The sequence below is a fragment of the Ferrovibrio sp. genome (assembly GCF_964218355.1).
Classification (GTDB): Bacteria; Pseudomonadota; Alphaproteobacteria; order Ferrovibrionales; family Ferrovibrionaceae; genus Ferrovibrio.
In genome coordinates, this window is the sequence record NZ_CAXPMC010000009.1 from 272,423 (window position 1) to 290,927 (window position 18,505).

At 69.2% G+C, this 18,505-nt stretch carries 23 protein-coding genes; 7 read left to right on the plus strand and 16 right to left on the minus strand.

Annotated features, from left to right (window positions below):
• Window positions 1-5: 5 nt before the first annotated feature.
• Window positions 6-1,175, minus strand: coding sequence for an acyl-CoA dehydrogenase family protein (locus ACEQZY_RS05350; protein WP_370152828.1), 1,170 nt, complete (start codon window positions 1,173-1,175; stop codon window positions 6-8).
• 69 nt (window positions 1,176-1,244) lie between these two features.
• Window positions 1,245-2,234 (minus strand): LysR substrate-binding domain-containing protein, encoded by a 990-nt coding sequence (locus ACEQZY_RS05355; RefSeq protein WP_370152830.1) that lies wholly within the window; start codon window positions 2,232-2,234, stop codon window positions 1,245-1,247.
• Window positions 2,235-2,314: 80 nt separating this feature from the next.
• Here ACEQZY_RS05355 and ACEQZY_RS05360 point away from each other — a divergent pair, with 80 nt between their 5' ends.
• Entirely contained in the window at window positions 2,315-3,700 is a 1,386-nt protein-coding gene (locus ACEQZY_RS05360) for an MFS transporter (protein WP_370152832.1), read from the plus strand.
• Here the strand turns inward: ACEQZY_RS05360 and ACEQZY_RS05365 are convergent.
• Window positions 3,697-4,050, minus strand: coding sequence for a hypothetical protein (locus tag ACEQZY_RS05365; protein ID WP_370152834.1), 354 nt, complete (start codon window positions 4,048-4,050; stop codon window positions 3,697-3,699). The two genes, ACEQZY_RS05360 and ACEQZY_RS05365, sit on opposite strands and share 4 nt — an antisense overlap.
• Before the next feature lie 243 nt (window positions 4,051-4,293).
• Here ACEQZY_RS05365 and ACEQZY_RS05370 point away from each other — a divergent pair, with 243 nt between their 5' ends.
• From ACEQZY_RS05370 to ACEQZY_RS05380, 3 genes are read left to right on the plus strand one after another with little or no spacing between them, the layout of a single operon-like run.
• The gene (locus ACEQZY_RS05370; protein WP_370152836.1) at window positions 4,294-4,935 is read left to right on the plus strand and encodes a TetR/AcrR family transcriptional regulator; all 642 of its coding nucleotides are present in this window, start codon (window positions 4,294-4,296) and stop codon (window positions 4,933-4,935) included.
• Window positions 4,932-6,308, plus strand: coding sequence for an MATE family efflux transporter (locus tag ACEQZY_RS05375; protein WP_370152838.1), 1,377 nt, complete (start codon window positions 4,932-4,934; stop codon window positions 6,306-6,308). Before ACEQZY_RS05370 ends, ACEQZY_RS05375 begins: the two co-directional genes overlap by 4 nt.
• Before the next feature lie 37 nt (window positions 6,309-6,345).
• Window positions 6,346-6,618, plus strand: coding sequence for a GNAT family N-acetyltransferase (locus ACEQZY_RS05380; RefSeq protein ID WP_341705096.1), 273 nt, complete (start codon window positions 6,346-6,348; stop codon window positions 6,616-6,618).
• A gap of 22 nt (window positions 6,619-6,640) precedes the next feature.
• Here ACEQZY_RS05380 and ACEQZY_RS05385 read toward each other — a convergent pair whose 3' ends face one another.
• A complete protein-coding gene (locus tag ACEQZY_RS05385; RefSeq protein ID WP_341705095.1) occupies window positions 6,641-7,222 on the minus strand; it encodes a PAS domain-containing protein in 582 nt (193 codons plus the stop codon).
• 85 nt (window positions 7,223-7,307) lie between these two features.
• The gene (locus ACEQZY_RS05390) at window positions 7,308-7,625 is read right to left on the minus strand and encodes a SelT/SelW/SelH family protein (RefSeq protein ID WP_341705094.1); all 318 of its coding nucleotides are present in this window, start codon (window positions 7,623-7,625) and stop codon (window positions 7,308-7,310) included.
• Window positions 7,626-7,742: 117 nt separating this feature from the next.
• On the opposite strand from ACEQZY_RS05390, the gene ACEQZY_RS05395 reads away from it, so the two are divergent.
• Window positions 7,743-8,012, plus strand: coding sequence for a hypothetical protein (locus ACEQZY_RS05395; protein ID WP_370152841.1), 270 nt, complete (start codon window positions 7,743-7,745; stop codon window positions 8,010-8,012).
• Between the two features lie 168 nt (window positions 8,013-8,180).
• Here the strand turns inward: ACEQZY_RS05395 and ACEQZY_RS05400 are convergent, their stop codons facing one another.
• The 10 genes from ACEQZY_RS05400 to ACEQZY_RS05445 form a co-directional block, all read right to left on the minus strand.
• Window positions 8,181-8,714: a PAS domain-containing protein gene (locus ACEQZY_RS05400; RefSeq protein ID WP_370152843.1), complete on the minus strand. Its 534-nt coding sequence runs from the start codon at window positions 8,712-8,714 to the stop codon at window positions 8,181-8,183.
• 133 nt (window positions 8,715-8,847) lie between these two features.
• Window positions 8,848-9,339 (minus strand): hypothetical protein, encoded by a 492-nt coding sequence (locus ACEQZY_RS05405; protein WP_370152845.1) that lies wholly within the window; start codon window positions 9,337-9,339, stop codon window positions 8,848-8,850.
• 119 nt (window positions 9,340-9,458) lie between these two features.
• Window positions 9,459-10,646: an acetylornithine deacetylase gene (gene argE, locus ACEQZY_RS05410; protein ID WP_370152847.1), complete on the minus strand. Its 1,188-nt coding sequence runs from the start codon at window positions 10,644-10,646 to the stop codon at window positions 9,459-9,461.
• 135 nt (window positions 10,647-10,781) lie between these two features.
• Window positions 10,782-11,786 (minus strand): D-erythronate dehydrogenase, encoded by a 1,005-nt coding sequence (denD, locus tag ACEQZY_RS05415; RefSeq protein ID WP_370152849.1) that lies wholly within the window; start codon window positions 11,784-11,786, stop codon window positions 10,782-10,784.
• Between the two features lie 93 nt (window positions 11,787-11,879).
• Window positions 11,880-12,383 (minus strand): periplasmic heavy metal sensor, encoded by a 504-nt coding sequence (locus ACEQZY_RS05420; RefSeq protein ID WP_370152851.1) that lies wholly within the window; start codon window positions 12,381-12,383, stop codon window positions 11,880-11,882.
• 7 nt (window positions 12,384-12,390) lie between these two features.
• Window positions 12,391-12,855 carry a hypothetical protein gene (locus ACEQZY_RS05425; protein ID WP_370152853.1) on the minus strand — a complete coding sequence of 155 codons (465 nt, stop codon included), beginning with the start codon at window positions 12,853-12,855 and terminating at the stop codon, window positions 12,391-12,393.
• Between the two features lie 5 nt (window positions 12,856-12,860).
• The gene (locus tag ACEQZY_RS05430; protein ID WP_341703763.1) at window positions 12,861-13,496 is read right to left on the minus strand and encodes an RNA polymerase sigma factor; all 636 of its coding nucleotides are present in this window, start codon (window positions 13,494-13,496) and stop codon (window positions 12,861-12,863) included.
• A 97-nt stretch (window positions 13,497-13,593) separates the two neighbouring features.
• The gene (locus ACEQZY_RS05435) at window positions 13,594-14,190 is read right to left on the minus strand and encodes a gamma carbonic anhydrase family protein (RefSeq protein WP_341703762.1); all 597 of its coding nucleotides are present in this window, start codon (window positions 14,188-14,190) and stop codon (window positions 13,594-13,596) included.
• Window positions 14,191-14,265: 75 nt separating this feature from the next.
• Window positions 14,266-14,631 (minus strand): rhodanese-like domain-containing protein, encoded by a 366-nt coding sequence (locus ACEQZY_RS05440; RefSeq protein WP_341703761.1) that lies wholly within the window; start codon window positions 14,629-14,631, stop codon window positions 14,266-14,268.
• A 137-nt stretch (window positions 14,632-14,768) separates the two neighbouring features.
• Window positions 14,769-15,146: a cytochrome c family protein gene (locus ACEQZY_RS05445; protein WP_341703760.1), complete on the minus strand. Its 378-nt coding sequence runs from the start codon at window positions 15,144-15,146 to the stop codon at window positions 14,769-14,771.
• A 176-nt stretch (window positions 15,147-15,322) separates the two neighbouring features.
• Between ACEQZY_RS05445 and ACEQZY_RS05450 the strand changes: the two genes are divergently transcribed.
• Window positions 15,323-16,060, plus strand: coding sequence for a hypothetical protein (locus ACEQZY_RS05450; protein ID WP_341703759.1), 738 nt, complete (start codon window positions 15,323-15,325; stop codon window positions 16,058-16,060).
• A gap of 16 nt (window positions 16,061-16,076) precedes the next feature.
• Here ACEQZY_RS05450 and ACEQZY_RS05455 read toward each other — a convergent pair whose 3' ends face one another.
• Window positions 16,077-17,213 carry a TRAP transporter substrate-binding protein gene (locus ACEQZY_RS05455; RefSeq protein ID WP_370152856.1) on the minus strand — a complete coding sequence of 379 codons (1,137 nt, stop codon included), beginning with the start codon at window positions 17,211-17,213 and terminating at the stop codon, window positions 16,077-16,079.
• Between the two features lie 170 nt (window positions 17,214-17,383).
• On the opposite strand from ACEQZY_RS05455, the gene ACEQZY_RS05460 reads away from it, so the two are divergent.
• Window positions 17,384-18,445 (plus strand): TRAP transporter substrate-binding protein, encoded by a 1,062-nt coding sequence (locus ACEQZY_RS05460; protein ID WP_370152858.1) that lies wholly within the window; start codon window positions 17,384-17,386, stop codon window positions 18,443-18,445.
• Window positions 18,446-18,505 lie beyond the last annotated feature (60 nt).

Genomic DNA, 18,505 nt, shown 5'->3' on the forward strand with positions numbered 1-18,505 from the left:
GCGGGTCAGATCCGGAAGCTGATCGGGTCGATGCCGCAGCGGACCCGGCCGGTCAGCTCGTAGGAGGCCGGGCTGGCGGTGACGTGATGGGTCAGGCAGGCCGCTTCGCGCAGCAGGCGCTGCAGCACCCCGCCGCGCCGGATCGCCCCGGCCCCGGCGGCATCATAGGCCGTCCGCACGATGGCGGCGCCCTGCTGGGTGGCGGTCACCGCGGCCAGCCGGGCCGCCAGCCGCTGTTCGGCGGTGGCCGGCACCCCGCGCAGGGCGCTGTCCCAGATCTCGGCCAGTGCCTCGCGCAGGCCGGCGCGGCAGGCGAACCACAGGCCCTCGGCCGCCTCGAGGCTGCGCTGGGTGGCCGGATTCTCCAGCAGCGGCTGCTGGGTGTAGCGGTCCTTCTTGCCGGCCAGCTCGCGGCGGGCCTCGTCCAGCGCCCGGCGGGCGAGGCCCAGATGCGTCGCGCCGGCGCCGATCGAGATGAACCAGGTGCCGGGCGAGAAGATCGCCTGCGGATAGGGCAGGCCGGGCTGCGGCCGGCCCGAGGGCCAGGCGAAGGTGCGGTGCCAGGGCACCAGCACCTGGTCGAAATGCACGTCATGGCTGCCGGTGCCGGCGAGGCCGACCGGGTCCCAGGTCTCGGCGATGCGGGCCTCGGCCACCGGGGCCAGCGCCGCCACCATGCGCGGCCGGCCGCCGGGCTCGGCCGGCGGCAGCTGCACCATGCCGCCGACGAAGGTGGCCGCCGTGCAGCCGGATTCGAAGCCCCAGCTGCCGGTGATGCGGATGCCCCCGGCTTCGGTCTCCGCGGTGATGCGCGGCAGGTTGCTCCAGGCGGCACAGGCCTGCGGATCGGCAAAGAACTCGTCGCGGAACTGCGGCTCGGCGCAGGCATAGATCAGCCCGGCGCAGATATTGCCATGGGCGGTCACCCAGCCGGTGGAGGCATCCGCCTCGGCCAGTGCCATCACCGCTTCCAGCCATTGCGGCAGTGTCAGGCCGATGCCGCCGGCCTCGGCCGGCACCAGCAGCTTCAGCGCGCCGGCCTCCTTCAGCCTGGCGACGAAGTCGGGCGCCAGCCGGCGCAGCGTCTCGAATTCGCCGGCCCGCGCCGCGGCTTCCTCGGCCAGCGCGGGCAATGTGGCGAACAGTCTGTCGACAGGGGAAAGGGAGCGGTTCATCGGGCACCTCGTCTTGCCGGGCCGGACATCGCATGGCCGGACGCGGCGGAGCCAGTGCCAAAAAAGAACTCAGCCGGCGCGACGGCGGACCGGGCGTTCCGGTGTATCCAGCGCGGCGACGGTCTTTCCGGTTTCCGCCGCCAGCCAGGCGACGAAGGCCTGCAGGCGCGCATCGCCCGACAGGGCGGCCGGCCACAGGGCCATATGCACCTTGGCCGAAGGCATCTGCCAGCCGGGCCCCAGCGGCCGCACCAGCCGGCCATCGGCCAGCGCGTCATGCACCAGCAGCGAGCGGCCGAGCGCCACCCCGGCGCCTTCCAGCGCGGCGGCGATGGAGGTGCCAATCTCCTCGAAGCGCAGCACCGGCTGCGGCCGGCCGGCAATGCCGAGGGCGCGGAACCAGCTGCGCCATTCCCATTCCTGTCCCTGTGCCTCGGGCCCGCGGCCGCGGCGGTCGGCATCAGGCCCCTTGTGCAGCAGCGGCAGTGCGGCCAGCGCGGCCGGATCGCGCAGCATCCGTCCGCCCGGCAGCAGGGCGGGGGCGCAGACCGGGAAGACCTGTTCGCGGAACAGCAGGCGCCGGGTGCTGCTGCTGCGGGCCTCCTCGGGCTTCACCCACTGGATGCGCAGGTCGACATCGCCCGCCTGCTGCAGCGCCTGGGCCCGCGTATGGAAGACGGTCAGTTCGATGTCGATGCCCGGATGGCGCGCGGCGAAGGCGGGCAGGCGGCGCACCAGCCAGTGCTGGGCCAGTGCCGCGCCGAGGCCGATGCGCAGCCGTGCCGGCGCCAGTGCCGCCCGGCTGCGCGCGCGCAGGCCGGCCATGCCGTCCAGCACCTCGGCGAAGCCGTCCATCAGCGCGGTGCCGGCCGGCGTCGGCTGCACGCCGGCGCGCAGGCGGCGCAGCAGCGGGGTGCCGATGAAGGCTTCCAGCCGGCGCAGCCGGTGGCTGACCGCGCTCTGGGTGATGCCGAGCTCGGCGGCGGCGGCCGTCATGCTGCCATGGCGCAGCACGGCCTCGCAGGCGACGAGGGAGTCGAAGGGGGGCAGGCGGGTCATGACTGCATCATGAACCAGATTCATGATGCAGTGAAGCCTTGTCGCTGCCGCCACGGCTGCCGCCGTGGCATCACCCGGGCATGCCTGCTTCCGTTGCCTCCGCGGCGCTGTCGCCGCAATCGCTGCTGCCCGGCCTCGGTCTGGCGCTGGCCGTCTGCCTGACCCAGTTCGACGTCACCGCCATCGCGGTGGCGCTGCCCGCCCTGCGCGCCGAATTCGGCTTCGGCCTCGCCGGTGCCGCCTGGGTGATGGATGCCTACAGCCTCGGCTTCGTCGCCATGCTGTTCCTGGCTGGCGCGATGGCCGACCGTTTCGGCCGCCGCCGCCTGCTGCTGGCCGGCAACGTCGTCTTCGCCCTGGCCTCGCTGGCCTGCGGCCTGGCCTGGGACGGGCCGTCGCTGTGGCTGGCGCGCGGGCTGCAGGGCGGGGCGGCGGCCTTCGTCGTCACCGGCGGCTATGCCGCCCTTTCGGCCGCCTATCCGGCCGACGACCCGGCGCGGCGCGCACGCGCCTTCGGCATCATCGGCATCGTCGGCGGCAGCGCCATGGCACTGGGCCCGACGCTGGGCGGCCTGATCGCCGATGCCGCCGGCTGGCGCTGGATCTTCTTTGTCAACCTGCCGGTCTGCGCCATCGCCGATCCCATCGTGCGGTTTGCGACGGGGGAAAGCCGCGATCCCGACGGCCGTCCGCTCGACCTGCCGGGCATCCTGCTGCTGACCCTGGCGCTGATGCTGCCGGTACAGGCGCTGCTGCATGCGGACGGGCCGTCCTGGCAGCGCTGGGCCGCGCTGGGCGCCGGCCTTGCCGCGGCGGCCATGCTGGCGCGGCAGCAGGGCCGGCTGGCGCGGCCGATGCTGGACCCGGCGCTGTTCGCGCGGCGCGGCACCATCGGTGTTGCGGCCGTGCTGCTAGCGCTGTCGCTCGGCTACTGGGCGCAGCTGATCTACCTGCCGATGTTCCTGCAGGCGGCCTATGGGCTCGCCGCCGACCGCACCGGTCTGGCGATGCTGGCGGCGACCCTGCCGATGGTGTTGCTGCCGCCGCTGGGTGCGCCGCTGGTGCTGCGGCTGGGCTGGCGCGCGGGCCTGGCAGCCGGTTTGCTGCTGCTGGCGGCCGGCATGGCCGCGCTGGGCCTGCTGGCGGGGCTGCAGGCGCCGCTGTCTCTGTCGCTGGCCGCGATGGTGCTGGGTGCCTGCGGCGCGGGGCTGATTCATGCCCAGGCCGGCAGCGCCATGGTGACACAGGCGCCGCCCGGTCAGGGCGGCATGGCTGCGGCCGTGACCGTCACCCTGCGCCAGGGCGGCCACGCCGTCGGCATCGCGCTGCTGGGTGCCGTGCTGGCGGACAGGTCCGGCCTGGCGGCCGGTTTTGCCCCGGGCTTCCTGCTGGCGGCCGCGGCGGCCGCGCTGGGTGCGCTGGCCGCCGTGGTGCTGATCCCGTCCGCAGGAAAGCGGGAAGACTAGGCGGTCAGGTTCACCATGGTGCCGCTGGTGACGCCGGTTTCCTGCCGCATCTTTTCCTCGATGGCCTCGCGGATCTTTTCCTCGATCTTCTTGCGCATCTCGGCATCCAGCTTCGCCAGTTTTTCCTCGTCGAGACCCTCCTCTTCCAGCATCTGGGCGCGGATGCGCTCGGCCACCGACATCCTGGCATAGTCGAGGAAATTCTCCTCGGCGGTCTTCTTGACCTTCTCCGCGGTCTCCGCCGGCACGTTGCCCTGGCTGACCTCGATCAGCGGATCATTCTCGCCGCGCTGGGTGGCGAACAGGGCGGAAAGCGGCGAGAAGCCGCCACCGATACCGGAAATGCTCATGGAATCCTCCTGTGATACTCCGGCATCGGAGCAAGCAAAACATATGCCAGAGGTTGCAGGCGGGCGCGCGGCGAAGATGAGCCGGAAATTCAATAAAATCAATATGGTTAAGAGGGATTAACCATAATGTTTTCTCGGCAGAATCTGCCGGGCCGGGTCATCTTTTCCGGGTGGTTTCTGCCGGCTTGCGGCCCGGGCCGCCTGAATATATGATGATAATCATCATATTTAAGGAGACTGCCCATGGCCCGCGCCGCCGCCGTCGCCCCTTCCGGCAGCCCGGACGCCCCGCGCCGCCGGCGCGGGGCTGCCAGCCGCGAGAAGATACTCGCCGCCGCCGGCCGCGCCCTGCGCCGCGACGGGCCCGAACGCCTCGGCGTGCTGCCGGTGATGCGCGAAGCCGGCCTGACCCATGGCGGCTTCTATGCGCATTTCGCCTCGCGCGACGACCTGGTGGCCGAGGCGATCCGCGGCATCTTCGCGGAGGGGGCGGCGAAATTCGCCCGCCGCACCGCCGGCCTCGACGGCCTCGCGGCCATCCGCACATGGATCGGCGGCTATGTCACGCCCGCGCATCGCGACAATGCCGAAGGCGGCTGCGGCATGGCGGCGCTGGCTTCCGATCTGGCCCGCCTGCCGCCGCAGGCCCGTGCCGCCTTTGACGAGGGCCTGCGTGGCATTGCCGGCCGGCTGGCGTCGCGGCTGCCGCAGCGGCCGGGTTTCGACGCCGAGGCTTTCGCTTTCGCACTGATGGCGGAGATGGCCGGCGCGGTGGCCCTGTCGCGCTCGGTCAGCGACCGCGATTTTTCCGACCGCATCCTCACGGCCGCGCGCACCAGCCTGCTGGCCCGCCTCGATACCCTCGAACCCGGACAGACCGCATGAACCAGCAGGCCCCTGTCGCCGCTTCCGCTGCTGCGCCCCGCAGCGGCGAGCCGCTGCTGATCGCGCCGATCCTGCCGACCCTGCTGCGGCTGACGGTGCCGACCACCATCGCCATGGTCGCCACCGCGCTGGCGGCGATTGCCGAAACCGCCTATGTCGGCCTGCTGGGCACCGAGGCACTGGCGGCGATGGCGCTGGTGTTTCCGATGGTGATGCTGATGCAGATGATGTCGGCCGGCGCCATGGGCGGCGGCGTCTCCTCGGCGGTGGCGCGCGCGCTGGGCGCCGGCGATGTCGCCCGCGCCAACCAGCTGGCCCTGCATGCGCTGGCCATCGCGGTCGGCTTCGCCCTGCTGTTCACCGTCGTGTTCCTGTCGCTGGGGCCGCAGATCTATGGCGCGCTCGGCGGCCGCGGCGGCGCTTTCGAACTGGCGCTGCTCTATTCCGGCACCGCCTTTGCCGGCGCCATCACGGTGTGGCTGTTCAACACGCTGGCCTCGGTGCTGCGCGGCACCGGCAACATGCTGGTGCCCTCGGCGCTGACACTGGCCGTCGCCGCCCTGCAGATCGCCGCCGGCGGCACGCTCGGCCTCGGGCTCGGCCCGGTGCCGCGGTTCGGCATTGCCGGGGTGGCGCTCGGCGCCGTCATCGCGTTCGGCAGCGGTGCCGTCTTCCTGCTGTGGTATCTCAGCGTCGGCCGCGGCCGGCTGCGCCTGCGCTTCTCGGCCTTCGCGCCGCGCTGGCCGATCTTCGCCGACATCCTGAAGGTGGGGGCCGTGGCCTGCCTGTCGCCGCTGCAGTCGGTTCTCACCGTGCTGATCTTCACCGGGCTGGTGGCGCGGTTCGGCACCACGGCGCTGGCCGGCTACGGCATCGGCGCGCGGCTGGAATTCCTGCTGGTGCCGATTGCCTTCTCGGTCGGCGTCGCCTGCCTGCCGATGGTCGGCATGGCGGTCGGCGCGAGGAACATCGCCCGCGCCCGCCGGGTGGCCTGGACCGCCGGCGCGGTGGCGGCCGGCGCGCTCGGGCTGATCGGTCTGGTCGTCGTGGTGGCGCCGGACCTGTGGAGCCGGCTGTTCACTGCCGATCCGGCGGTGATTGCCGCCGCGCGCCAGTATCTGACCGCCGCCGGGCCGGGCTTTCCGTTCTTCGGCCTCGGCCTGTGCCTGTATTTCGCCTCGCAGGGCGCCGGCCATATCATCGGCCCGGTGCTGACCGCGACGCTCCGGCTCGGCATCGTCGCCATCGGCGGCTGGTGGCTGTCCGGCATGGATGCGCCGGTCTGGACGCTGTTCGCGCTGGCCGGCGCGGCGATGGCGGCCTATGGCCTGGCCACCCTGGCGGTGGTCTACAGGACAAGCTGGGAACGCTAGGCCGGGACCGCTAGACTGCCGCCAGCCAGGAGGCGCCATGTCAGCAGTGACAGACAATGCGACCCGCAGCCGTTACGAACTCGATGTCGACGGCCAGACCGTGTTCGCCAATTACCGCCGGCAGGATGGCGTGCTGGTGATCACCCATGTCGAGGCTCCGGTCGCACTGCGCGGCAGCGGCGCCGCCGGCCGGCTGATGCAGGGCCTGATGCAGATCGTGCGCGACGAGGGCCTGAAGGTGCGGCCGTTATGCAGCTATGCGGCGGCCTGGATGAAGCGCAACCGCGACAGCGCCGACCTGCTGGCCTGACACCACGCCGCGCATCCGGCGATCAGGCCGCGCCGGCGGGCGGCGCGATCACCGTGATTTCCGGTTTCAGGTCCATCCAGTTGCCGGTCCAGTAGCCGCGGTCGTTGCGGCGCTGCCAGAACTGGCTGACGAAGATCAGGTCGGCTGCTGCCTCGGTGGTGCGCAGCGGCATCACCAGCCGGTAGGTCAGTGCATTCACCGTGTTGCCTTCGTCGTGATACAGGCTCGACGCATAGACCGGCAGGCCGCGCCGCAGGGCCAGCCGGTGGGTCAGCACGACGAACTCGTAATAGGAAGGCGGCAGTGCCTCGTCGAGGAACTGGCCGGTCAGCTCGCGGCCGACATGCTCGCCGACACGGGTGCCGACCAGGCGATAGCGGAAGCGGTCGCCTTCCGGCGTGTCGATGCGGTCCAGCATCAGCAGGTCGGGCAGCAGGTCGGGAAAATCCAGCGGGTCGATGGCGGCCCGGCGCGGCGGCATGCCGTTCTCGCGGCGGTCGAACCAGTATTCCGCCAGGGCCTGCAGCCGCGGGTCCGGAATGGCTGCCATGCCGCCCTCGGCGACATCGAAGCTGAAACGCGGCAATGCGGTGAATGCCGACATGAAATCCCGGCCTGGTTGACCTGTCACAATTCAGCGCAGATCAGCACGTTTCGGGCAAGCCGTAAAACGGGCAGGGCGGCGCCCGTTACCGGTCCACATGGCCGAGGTCGCGTTGCGGGTCGATATGGTCGCGCACCCGCTGTTTCAGGGTTTTCACATCGGGGAAGCCGCCGTCGCGTCTGCGGTCCCAGATCGTCTCGCCGTCGCAGGCAATGACGAAGATGCCGCCGGTGCCGGGAACCAGCGCCACCTCGGCCAGGTCTTCCGTGAAAGTGGACAGCAGTTCCTGCGCCATCCAGGCGGCGCGCAGCAGCCACTGGCACTGCGTGCAGTAGGTGATGGCGATGCGGGGCCGGGCGCCCGGATTTGGCCGGGCCGAATCTGAAGGGGCGGTGTCGGTCATGACGCCAGCCTAGCGGTCCGGCTGCCGCCCCGGCAAATGTTCTCTTTTTGTTTTACATTGATGCCCGGTTGTGGCAGAGTGGCGGTGCGGAAGGCGTCATCACAGCAGGAGCAGGCCATGGGTCCTTGCACCGCCCTGCCGCATGTTCCGCCGTCCTTGTCACGACCGCCCGGTGATCCCGGTGATCCCGGTCATTCCGGTCAGCCGGCCCGACGCCGCCAGGTCGACTGGCAGCGCGGGGCGCGGCTGCTGGCCGGCGGGATGACTGTCGAAGCGGTTGCGGCAGCCCTTGGCATCGCCGAGGAGCGGCTCTGGCGGCATCTCGACACCAGCCGGCTGATGCGGCGCCGGATACGGCAGCGGTTGCAGGAGCAACGGGTGCCGTGAAACCGCCGGTCGCAATAAGCGCAATCGGTCCGCAGCGGTCCGCAGCGGTCACCAGCGGTCACCAGCGGTCAGAAACGGACCGCAACGGTCACCAGCGGTCAGGAACGGACCGCAGCGGTCACCAGCGGTCAGAAACGGAGCGTGGCGGTCGGAAACGGCCGGGCCCGGTCAGTCGGCGCGGAGGAAGGCTTCGGACTGGTAGAAACTGAGGATATGGCTGACGGTTTCGCCGTCCTCGGCCAGCGGGCAATGGGCGTATTCGAGATTGGCGAAATCGAGCCGGAAACGGGCGGCCGAGCGGCCATAGCCATGATCCAGCAGGCCGCTTTCCGCCACGCTGCGCCGGGCCGCGATCATCACGGCGGTGTCGTATTCGGCGGGATCGATCTCGTCGAGCCAGCGGCCGGCCAGGGCGGGCAGGGTGGCCGCGGTGACATATTCGCCGGCCACCCGGACGCGGAAACGCAGGCCGGCCGTGCTGCTGCGGTCGACATCGACCAGCATCAGATGCGGCAGCAGGCGCGGGATGTGCAGCGGATCGAAATCGCCGCGCGCCGGCAGGCGCCCGGCCGGATGCATGCTGGTGTAATAATCGAGGAAGGCCCGCATCCGCGCCTGCCGGGCAGCGGCGCGCACCGCGTCCAGACGGACGAGATTCGGGTGCCGGTCGGCGGCGGGCTGGCGCTGGGCAGAGACGGACAACGCGGTCGGTCCTTCGGGGCGGCAACGGGTGCGGTTGGCTACCAGTTGACGCTGCGTCGCACCATTGCAAATCCTGCAACCTTGCCCTGCGGGTGTCGGCCGTCACAACCGGCGTTGTCTGCCGCCTGCGGCGTTATGCAGTGCCCTCGTAATGGAAGAAAGACAGGATGTGGTCGATTGTTTCGCCATCTTCGGCCAGCGGGCAATGAACATATTCGAGATTGGCGAAGTCGAGTTTGAATTTCATCCGGGGCGCGCCATACCAGTAATACGCCGTGCCGGTATCGATCACGGTCTGGCGCGTATCGGCGATCACCCTCCGCTCGCCGCCCAGCAGCAGCTCGTCGACATAACGGTTCATCATCGCCATCGGCGCCGCATCGCGAATCCGCTCGCCGGCGACCTTGATGAACAGGCGCGGCGCGCCGTCCGGCCGGTACTCGATGCGCACCAGCACCAGGCCCGGCAGCAGGGCCGGGACGGCGAGCGGGTCGAAGGCCGTGCGGGCCGGCAACCGGCCGGGTGGATGGATTGCCATCATGTGCCGCAGGAAGGTGGCGACATCGGTATGCCGCACCTGCGCCAGCAGGGCCTCGAGGGCAGCGAGGTTGGGATGACGGCTCATCCCCTGCTGCCTAACAGATTATGACGCCGGGGCCTACCCGCCTTGCGCAGCCGCCCGGCCCGGCCTGCCGTCGCGGATTTCTGGGCCGGATTTCTGGGCCGGATTGCTGGGCCGGTCCGCTAGACCGGCAGCGGCCCGGCCTTGCCGCGCACCCGCTCCAGCAGACGGTCCATGAACGCCTCGCATTGCGCGATCTGGTCCAGGGCGATGAACTCGTTGGGCTTGTGCGCCTGCTCGATCGAGCCGGGGCCGCAGACGATGGTGGGGATGCCGGCCTCCTGCGAGAACAGGCCGGCCTCGGTCCCGAACGAGACCTTGGAAACGCGGTTGGCGCCGGTCAGCACCTTGGCCAGTTCGATCACCCCGGCGCTGTCCGGCGTGGCGAGGCCGGGGAAGCCGGAGATCTGCGTGAAGCTGAAGCCGCAGGCGGGATCGACCGCCTTCAGCTCCGGCTCCAGCCTGTCGCGCGCATAGGCGACCACCTCGTCATACAGCGCGTCGACATCGTCCTGCGGCAGGTAGCGGATCTCCCACAGGAAGCTGCAATCCTTCGGCACGATGTTCAGCGCGGTGCCGCCCTGCACGGTGCCGGTATGCAGCGAGGTGTGCGGCGGCGCGAATTCGGCATCGAAGGGCCCCTCGGCCTTCTTCTTGCGGGCCAGCGCCTTGATGAAGGCGATCAGTTCGGCGGCGGCCTCGACCGCGTTGGCGCCCAGATGGGTCAGCGAGGAATGGCATTCGAAGCCGCGCACATCGACGCGCCAGCTTTTCTTGCCCTTGTGCTGGCCGATCACCTGCATCCCGGTCGGCTCGCCGACGATGCATGCCTTCGGCGTCACCGGCATCTCCTTCAGCACCTCGATCAGCCGCTTGGCGCCGAGGCAGCCGACCTCCTCGTCATAGGTGAAGGCATAGTGGATCGGCGTCTGCAGCGGCTGCGCCAGGAATTGCGGCGCATAGGCCAGTGCGATGGCGACGAAGCTTTTCATGTCGCTGGTGCCGCGGCCATACAGCAGCCCGTCCTTCTCGGTCAGGCGGAAGGGATCGGTATGCCAGTCCTGGCCGTCCACCGGCACCACGTCGGTATGGCCCGACAGCACGATGCCGGGCCGGTCCTGCGGCCCCAGCGTGGCATAGAGATTGGCCTTCTTCCCCGTCGCGTCGTGCACCAGCGTCGATTCCACGCCCATGCCTTTCAGGTGGTCGCGGATCCAGTGGATCAGGTCGAGATTGGAATCGCGGCTGACGGTCGGCATCTCGACCAGCTGCCGGATCATGTCGAGGGAAGCCTTGCTCGGTTTGGCCATGGGGGAGGACGCCTTGCTGCAACGGGAAAGGTTCGCGCCTGCCGGAATTGGTCCGGCCGACGGCTGATTTTTCGCGAGCCGCTACGCTGCAAGACGGCACCGGCCGGGTCAAGCCCGGCCGTGATAAAACTGCCCTTATTCCGCCTGCCGGCTGCGGATCTGGCTGTCGAGGTCGTCGGCGATGAAGGCCTGCACGATCTCGTCGATCGAACCATCGGTGGTGAAGCCGAGCGCGTCGGCGCGTGCCGACCGTGTCGCACCGGGCCAGCCATCGACGATTTTCTGGATCGCCGCATCGGGGGTCCAGCGGATGGTGCCGGTCCTGCGGTTGCCCTTGTTGCGCGCGACGGCGGCGGCCATCTCGCCGGCGGTGACGCGGATGCCCGACAGCAGCAGGGTGCGGTCGGGTCCCAGTTCCGCTGCCGGCAGATCGTGCATGCGGATCAGCGCATCCACCGTGCGGCGCGGCGACAGGCAGGCCATCGGGCTGTCGGGCCGCACCGGGCAGTCGGCATCGACGCCCGACAGCGGTTCGCGGATGATCGAGCTGGCCCAGGTGGAGGCGGCCCTGTTCGGCTTGCCCGGCCGCACCATGATGGTCGGCAGCCGCAGCGCGCGGCCGTCGACATAGCCCTTGCGGCTGTAGTCGTTGATCAGCAGCTCGCCGGCCACCTTCTGGGTGCCGTAGGAGGTGGTCGGCCGCTGCGGCGTGTCGTCGGTCACGGTGGCCGGCAGCTGGCCGCCATAGACGGCAATGGAAGACGTGAAGACCAGTCGTGGCGCATGGGTGATGATCGCGCGGCAGGCTTCCAGCACATGGCGCGTGCCATCGAGATTGGTACGGTAGCCGGCTTCGAAATCGGCTTCGGCGCCCGACGAGACGATGGCGGCCAGATGGAAGACGCTGTGCGTCTCGCGGCCGATCAGCCGCTGCACCGTGGCCGCATCGCCGATATCGCCGGTGACGGTGGTGACCCGCGGCACGTCGGGTCCGGCCGCAGCGACCGTATCGAACAGGGTGATATGGCCGACCGGCTGCGGCAGGCCGTCGGGACCGGCCAGCGTACCGCGCTGCAGGATCTCGCGGGCAAGTTTCTGGCCGAGGAAACCGGCGCCGCCGGTGATCACGACATTCAGCATGGGCGTCTCCGTTCTCTCCCTTGTGCCCACGCTAAACGAGACGGCCGCGACCCGGCAAGGTCGCGGCCATGGAGAGGGACCGTGCAGGAAGGATCAGTCGCGCGGCGGCGGCCCCGGCGGGCCATGCCGCAGCATGCGGCGGGCATAGCGCTGGCGTTCCTCCGGCGACATCGCATCGGCGGCGGCCAGCAGGCCCGATTGCAGGCCTTCCTGGAACAGGTCGAGCCGGCGGCGATGCTCGTCCAGCAGGGCGGCGAGCTTGGCCGGGTCATAGGGCTCGGCGACCAGCGCCGCGGCGATCTCGCGGCGGAAATCGTGGAAGGCACCAGGCGTGATCTTGCGGTTCTTCTCCATCGCCATGCGGAAGGCGCCGGCCGCCTGTTCGGGCATGCGACGGGTGATCATTTCCTCGATCTGGCCCGCGGGGCGTTCGCCCATATGCCGCCATTTGTAGAAGCGGGTGGCGCCCCAGCCGATGAAGGCAAGGTTGAAGGCCACCGAGGCGATCAGGCCGATGGCGAGCCAGCGGTTGGCGCGCGGCTTTGCCGGCGCGGGGGGCGGTGCCTGCGGGGCGGTGGCGGAAGACGGATCGCTCATGATGCCTTCACTCCTCGAGATACACGGGGGCGGCGCTGGCCAGTTGCAGCGTGACCAGATCGCTGTCCTGGCTGTCGGCCATGCCGAGATTGGTAAAGCCGGCGCCGATGCCGATGGCCAGGGCGAAGGCCAGCGTTGCCAGCTGCGGCATCATGCGGCCGCCGGGAAACAGGAAGCCTGCCGCCTCGGCCACCTGCTGGCGCCAGCCGGTCCGGCGCGGCTGCGCCGCGGCCAGGCTGGCCGCCTGCGCCATGATGCGGGCGCGCAGGGCGTCGCTGGGCTCGATGCGGGCCGGCGCGGGCGTCAGCAGCGCGTCGAGCGCGGCGGCTTCGCGCTGCAGGGCGCGGGCTTCCGCCGAGGCCGCCAGCAGCGCCTCGGCCGCCGCGCGTTCGGCTTCGGGCCAGCGGCGCGGATCGGCGCCACAGGCATCGATGATTTCGGCAAGACGGTCGGGGGACATGCCGGTGGCCATGGTCTCTACTCCTTCGCGGCGGCGCTGCCGAACAGTCCGCCGAGGTCGTCACGCAATGCGCGCTTGGCGCGCACCAGCAGGGATTCGAGGGCGCCGACCGAGATACCCAGCGCCTCGGCGGCGGCAATGTTGGTTTCGCCCTCCCAGTAGCACAGCACGATGGCGGCGCGCTGGCGATCGGGCAGCCGGGCCAGTGCGGCGGCGACATGGCCGGCGGTTTCGCCGCCCAGCAGGGCATCGTAGGGCGTGGCGCCTGGATCGACCGGGTCCATCTGGTCGTCCAGCACCGCCATCACCGGCCTGCGCCTGCGGTCGATGCACAGGTTGACGATCACGCGGTTCAGCCAGGTGCGGAAACTGGCGCCGCCATCGGCGCGCCAGCGTGCGGCATGCTGCCAGACCCGCAGGAAGGCTTCCTGCGCGACCTCCTCGGCATCGGCGCGGTTGAACAGGATGCGGAAGGCGAGGTTGACGGCATGGCGCAGATGGCGCTCGACCAGATGGCCGTAGGCGATACGGTCGCCGCCGGCCACCGCCTGCATCAGGCTGGCATCGTCATCCCCACTCATGTCGCGGCGCAGCGCCGGCTGCGGCAATGGCCGCATCGGGGCGAAAAGAGGCTGTGCCAGGGTGGCTTGCATGCAGGGCGGCTCCGCCTGTGCCTGTGGTGTCCTGGAGGTCTACACGGGGGCATGGCGGATTTCCTGCGCGGAAAGGCGGGCGGGGTGGCTGCGGCCGTCAGGCCCGGCCGGCGGCCTCCATGGCCTTCAGTTCCTCGGTCAGCCGGGCGATCTCCTCGCCGACCGCCCGGGCCATCTCGGGGGCATCCCAGTCGCGATACTGCTGCTGCCGGTAGGCAAGCGCGTTGCGGTAATACAGCCAGGCATTCAGCCGGCAGCGCACGTAGTTGTTCTGGGTCTTGATCACCTTGCCGGGGCTGCCGACCACCACCGAATTGTCGGGGATCACGGTGCCCTCCTTCAGGAAGGTATGACCGCCGATGATGCAGTTGCTGCCGATCACGCAGCCATCCATGATGGTTGAGCCGATGCCGATCAGGCAGTTGTCGCCGATGCTGCAGCCATGGATCGTGCAGTGATGCGTGACCGAGCAATGCGCGCCGACATAGGTGCCGGTCTGCGCACCGACATGCAGCATCGAGAAATCCTGGATATTCGTGTAGGGGCCGACCACGATCTCGTAATTTTCGGCCCGCATGGCAACGTTGATCCACACCGAGGCGCCTTCCTCGATGCGCACCTTGCCGTAGATCTGCGCGGTCTCGTGCAGATAGGCGGGATTGTTCAGCACCACGTCGGGGCCATGGACGGGCATCTTTTCCTCCGGTCGCTTGTCTGACGAGACCTTAGCGAACCGGCAGGGGCAGGGGGAAGGCCCGGGGGTGCCGCCTCAGGCGGCGACGGCGTCGTCGTCGGCTTCGATGGTGCGGCCGCCGGCGATCTTCCAGGCGAGCAGACCGCCTTCGAGATGCAGCAGGTCGGTGATGCCCTGCTGGGCGAGGCGCTGCAGGGCCGTGGCCGAGCGCTTGCCGCTGAGGCACTGCAGAACGCGCCGCTTGCCGGGGGCCTCGGGCAGGGCAGTGGCATCAAGGCCGGACAGCGGCACGAGAATGGCGCCGGGAATGTATTCGTCGGCGAATTCCTCGGGCTCGCGCACATCGATCAGGATGGCCGATTCCGCCTCCAGCCAGCCGCGCAGGGTCTGGGCGGAGATGCTGGCCGTGGTCTGGCCAGAATGGTCGATGGGCTTGTCCATGGGGCTGATATTAGGCTTCTGACTGTGGAATACAAACTATTTATATGTGACGGCTGTTATATTCCGATAATACAGGAATAAATGTAAAAACCCCTCCCGCCGGGCGGGAGGGGTGATTGTTCCGGTCTGGCAATAACTTACTTGGTGGCGTCTTTCAGATAGGCGATCAGGTCGGCCAGCTCGCTGTCCTTCTTGATGCCCGGGAAGACCATCTTGTTGCCGGGAATATAGCCTTTCGGATCGGCCAGATATTCCGCCAGGGTCTTCTCATCCCAGGTGATGCCCTTTTCCTTCATGGCATCCGAATACTTGAAGCCGGGGGCGGTGCCGGACTTGCGGCCGAACAGGCCATGCAGGCTGGGGCCGACCGTATTCTTGCCCTCGGCCAGCTGGTGGCAGGCGCGGCATTTGGCAAAGGCCTTCTTGCCGGCTTCGGCATCGCCGGCAGCATGGGCATTGGCCATGCCGAGACCGAGAACAAGGGCGGCGGCGGCAGACAGAAAGAAACGGGACATCAGCGGAAGCTCCTCGGCTGCTGGTCGGCGGGCTGGCGACTCCGGTATTTCCATACCGGAACAGGAAAATATCATAGCGACTCGCACGGACAACAGCGGCGCATTGCCGCATTTACCAGCGCTTAACAGCCGGCTGCGTAGTCTGCCCCGCCTGAGCGCCGGAGGGTGTGCGTGCAATGAACATGATGGCGAATCTGGGCCATGCGCGGCTGCAGGGCATGCTGACGGCCGGGATCGAGGTGCTGCGGATTCAGCAGGCCCTGGCGGCCCGGCGCAGCAACCTGATCGCCGAATTGCTGCGCGGCCAGGACGAGTTCTTCGAGCAGAAGCATTATCCGCCCGGCGATGTCTACGATCCGGAGACCGGCGCGCAGTATTACTACCATGCCCATCGCAACGACCCGCGCGAGCACGGGCATTTCCATATCTTCCAGCGGCCGCATGTGCTGTCCGAACGGTTCGAGCCGATGCGCCAGGCCCGGCCCGGCATCGGCCGCTGTGCCGGCGAGCGCAGGGTGGGGGCGCACTGGCCGCGCGGCGAGCAGGCGCTGGCACATATCGTCGCCGTGGCGATGGACAATTACGGCCTGCCGATCCGCCTGTTCACGGTCAACCGCTGGGTCACCGACGAGACCTGGTATGCCGCCCGCGACGTCGTCACCATGCTGGACCATTTCGAGATCCGTCATGGCTGGCCGCTGCCGGAGGTGAACCGCTGGGTGGCCGGGCTGCTGCAGCTGTTCCAGCCGGAGATCGTGGAACTGATCCGTCGCCGCGATGCCGCCGTCGAGGCGCGCGCGCGGGCCAATCCGCGCGGCGATGCCCTCGAAGACCGCAGCCTCGAGATCACGGCAGCGCTGGATATCTCGGTGGAGCGACGGGTGCGCCAGCTGCGGCGGTCGCTGGGTCACTGAACCGTCGCGGCCGGCCTCAGGGCAGGTAGCCGAGCCCGCGCCATTCCGCATAGGAGTCGCGGAAGCCGGCCAGCGCATCCCAGGCCTTGCTGAATTCCGGATTGGCGGCACTTTCCTCCCGCACCACCTGGCCCCAGGACTGGCGCAGGGCCTGCAGTACCGGCGGCGGGAAGGTGTGGATGGCAACGCCTTTCTTGCGGATCGTCTTCAGGGCCTTGACCTGCTGGACCTCGCCATCGGCCAGGCTTTCGCGGATATTGTCGCCGCAGACGGTTCCGATCTGCCCGCGCTGGGCCTCGCTCAGCCCCTCCCAGACCCTGGCATTGAACAGCAGCGAGATCAGCGAGGATTGCTGCTGCCAGCCGGGGAAATAGTAATGGCCGGCGGCCTTGTCGAAACCGAACCGCAGGTCGATGGCCGGCAGCGAGAAGGCGGCGGCCTCGATGGCGCCGCTCTGCAGTGCGTAGAAGGTGTCGCCGCCGCCCATCGAGACGACATCGACGCCGACCCGTTCCATCACCCGCGCACCGATGCCCATCACCCGCATCTTCAGGCCCTTGAGATCGGCGGTGTCGGTGATCTCGCGGCGGAACCAGCCGCCGGAAGCCGGCGGCAGCACGGTGCAGACCACCGGCTTGATGCCGAAGCGGGCGAAGCTGGTATCCATCAGTTCCTGGCCGCCGCCATAGGCCAGCCAGGCAAGGTATTCGCCGGCCGGCGGCCCGAAGGGGACCGCGGAAAACAGCCAGAAGACCGAATCCCGGGCCGCAAACAGATGGGTCGAGGCCCACACCGCGTCGATCTCGCCGGCGGCCACCCTGTCGAGCAGCTCCTGGTTCGGCGCCAGCGTGCCCGGCTCGTTCAGCTGCAGTTCCAGCATGCCGTCGGAAATACGGGCCAGCTTCTCGGCGGCGGCCACCGCCATGCTGCCGATCTGCGGCGCGGTGGTGGGCACCGAGCTGGCGACGGTCAGCACCCGGCGCGGCGACGGCGGCTCGCTGATGGCGGGAGCGGTGGAGGGGGCCGGCTGCTGCGGTTCGCTGACGGCACGGGCTTCCGGCGACTGCGCCGACCGCTGCAGCGACGTCCAGCCGATCCCCAACAGCAGACCGACAACCAATGCCAGACCGGCCACCGCAACAAGGCGTGCCATCCCGGACTCTCCCGACGAATGTTCGTTGACGGACAAACCCCCAAGCGCGGCACATTAGGCGCGGTCCGGAGCCGCGTCTATGGGCGTATGCGGCCCCAGCTTGACCTTAGTTACATCTGAAACTATCCTGCCGGGCCTGATAATCAAGAAGCAATATCCGGGAGGAAACCGTGGCACCCATTCTGACGAGGATACTCGGCCGGGCCGCCGGTGCGGCTCTGCTGGCCGCCGGCCTGAGCGTGCCGGCGCTGCATGCCGGCCCGGCCCATGCCCAGGACATCGAGCTGAAGCTGAGCCATTTCCTGCCGCCGGGCCATGGCATCCAGCGCGACTGGCTGGCGCCCTGGGCCGACGACCTGGCCCGGCGCACCAACGGCAAGGTCAAGGTGACGGTCTATCCGGGCGGCAGCCCGTTCGGCAATCCGGCCCGCCAGCTGGAACAGGCGGTCAGCGGCGTGGTCGATATCGCCCATGGCCTGCGGGGCCTGCCGGCCGGGCGTTTCCCGCGCATGGGCATCATCGAGTTTCCCTTCCTGGTGCAGACGGCCAATGCCGCCAGCCGCACCCTGTGGGAGATGTATCCGAAAGCCTTCGCCGGCGAATTCCCGGACAGCGTGAAGGTACTGGCGCTGCATGCCCATAATGCCGGCCTGATCCATACCCGCGAAAAGCAGGTCAAGGGCATGGACGACCTGAAGGGGCTGCGCATCCGTTCGCCCAGCCCGCAGATCAACGCCATGCTGCAGCAGCTGGGCGCCACGCCGGTCGGCCTGCCGCCGGGCGAGGTTTACGAAAACCTGCAGCGCGGCGTGATCGACGGTGCCGTCTTCCCGTGGGACCCGATCAATTCCTTCCGGCTGTTCGAAGTGACGAAATATCACCTCGATGCGCGATCCTACACGGCCAGCTTCTATTTCGTGATGAACGCAAAGAAGTATGACAGCCTGCCGGCCGACGTGAAGAAGGCGATCGACGACACCACCGGCGCAGCACTGGCAGCGAAGTTCGGCGACTGGTGGAATGCCTGGGATGCGCCGGGCCTCGAGGCCGCGACGAAGAAGGGCAACGTGATCAGCTCGCTCAGCGATGCCGAGCGCAGCCGCTGGCGCGATGCGCTGAAGCCGACCATCGACAAGCTGCTCGACGACCTGGAGAAGCAGGGCGTGAAGGATGCCCGTGCCCTCTATGCCGAGATGCAGCAGCGCGTCGCCAAGTACGAGGGCAAGCGCTGATCCTGCCTTTCCCCGGGCCCGCCGCCGTCCAGTCGCGGACGCGGCGGGCCGTTTTATTGT

Bases quoted from the DNA above. Each gene is read 5' to 3' on its own strand.
- ACEQZY_RS05350 (WP_370152828.1), bottom strand. From the start codon at position 1,175: ATGAACCGCTCCCTTTCCCCTGTCGACAGACTGTTCGCCACATTGCCC.
- ACEQZY_RS05355 (WP_370152830.1), bottom strand. From the start codon at position 2,234: ATGACCCGCCTGCCCCCCTTCGACTCCCTCGTCGCCTGCGAGGCCGTG.
- ACEQZY_RS05360 (WP_370152832.1), top strand. From the start codon at position 2,315: ATGCCTGCTTCCGTTGCCTCCGCGGCGCTGTCGCCGCAATCGCTGCTG.
- ACEQZY_RS05365 (WP_370152834.1), bottom strand. From the start codon at position 4,050: ATGAGCATTTCCGGTATCGGTGGCGGCTTCTCGCCGCTTTCCGCCCTG.
- ACEQZY_RS05370 (WP_370152836.1), top strand. From the start codon at position 4,294: ATGGCCCGCGCCGCCGCCGTCGCCCCTTCCGGCAGCCCGGACGCCCCG.
- ACEQZY_RS05375 (WP_370152838.1), top strand. From the start codon at position 4,932: ATGAACCAGCAGGCCCCTGTCGCCGCTTCCGCTGCTGCGCCCCGCAGC.
- ACEQZY_RS05380 (WP_341705096.1), top strand. From the start codon at position 6,346: ATGTCAGCAGTGACAGACAATGCGACCCGCAGCCGTTACGAACTCGAT.
- ACEQZY_RS05385 (WP_341705095.1), bottom strand. From the start codon at position 7,222: ATGTCGGCATTCACCGCATTGCCGCGTTTCAGCTTCGATGTCGCCGAG.
- ACEQZY_RS05390 (WP_341705094.1), bottom strand. From the start codon at position 7,625: ATGACCGACACCGCCCCTTCAGATTCGGCCCGGCCAAATCCGGGCGCC.
- ACEQZY_RS05395 (WP_370152841.1), top strand. From the start codon at position 7,743: ATGGGTCCTTGCACCGCCCTGCCGCATGTTCCGCCGTCCTTGTCACGA.
- ACEQZY_RS05405 (WP_370152845.1), bottom strand. From the start codon at position 9,339: ATGAGCCGTCATCCCAACCTCGCTGCCCTCGAGGCCCTGCTGGCGCAG.
- argE (WP_370152847.1), bottom strand. From the start codon at position 10,646: ATGGCCAAACCGAGCAAGGCTTCCCTCGACATGATCCGGCAGCTGGTC.
- denD (WP_370152849.1), bottom strand. From the start codon at position 11,786: ATGCTGAATGTCGTGATCACCGGCGGCGCCGGTTTCCTCGGCCAGAAA.
- ACEQZY_RS05420 (WP_370152851.1), bottom strand. From the start codon at position 12,383: ATGAGCGATCCGTCTTCCGCCACCGCCCCGCAGGCACCGCCCCCCGCG.
- ACEQZY_RS05425 (WP_370152853.1), bottom strand. From the start codon at position 12,855: ATGGCCACCGGCATGTCCCCCGACCGTCTTGCCGAAATCATCGATGCC.
- ACEQZY_RS05430 (WP_341703763.1), bottom strand. From the start codon at position 13,496: ATGCAAGCCACCCTGGCACAGCCTCTTTTCGCCCCGATGCGGCCATTG.
- ACEQZY_RS05435 (WP_341703762.1), bottom strand. From the start codon at position 14,190: ATGCCCGTCCATGGCCCCGACGTGGTGCTGAACAATCCCGCCTATCTG.
- ACEQZY_RS05440 (WP_341703761.1), bottom strand. From the start codon at position 14,631: ATGGACAAGCCCATCGACCATTCTGGCCAGACCACGGCCAGCATCTCC.
- ACEQZY_RS05445 (WP_341703760.1), bottom strand. From the start codon at position 15,146: ATGTCCCGTTTCTTTCTGTCTGCCGCCGCCGCCCTTGTTCTCGGTCTC.
- ACEQZY_RS05450 (WP_341703759.1), top strand. From the start codon at position 15,323: ATGAACATGATGGCGAATCTGGGCCATGCGCGGCTGCAGGGCATGCTG.
- ACEQZY_RS05455 (WP_370152856.1), bottom strand. From the start codon at position 17,213: ATGGCACGCCTTGTTGCGGTGGCCGGTCTGGCATTGGTTGTCGGTCTG.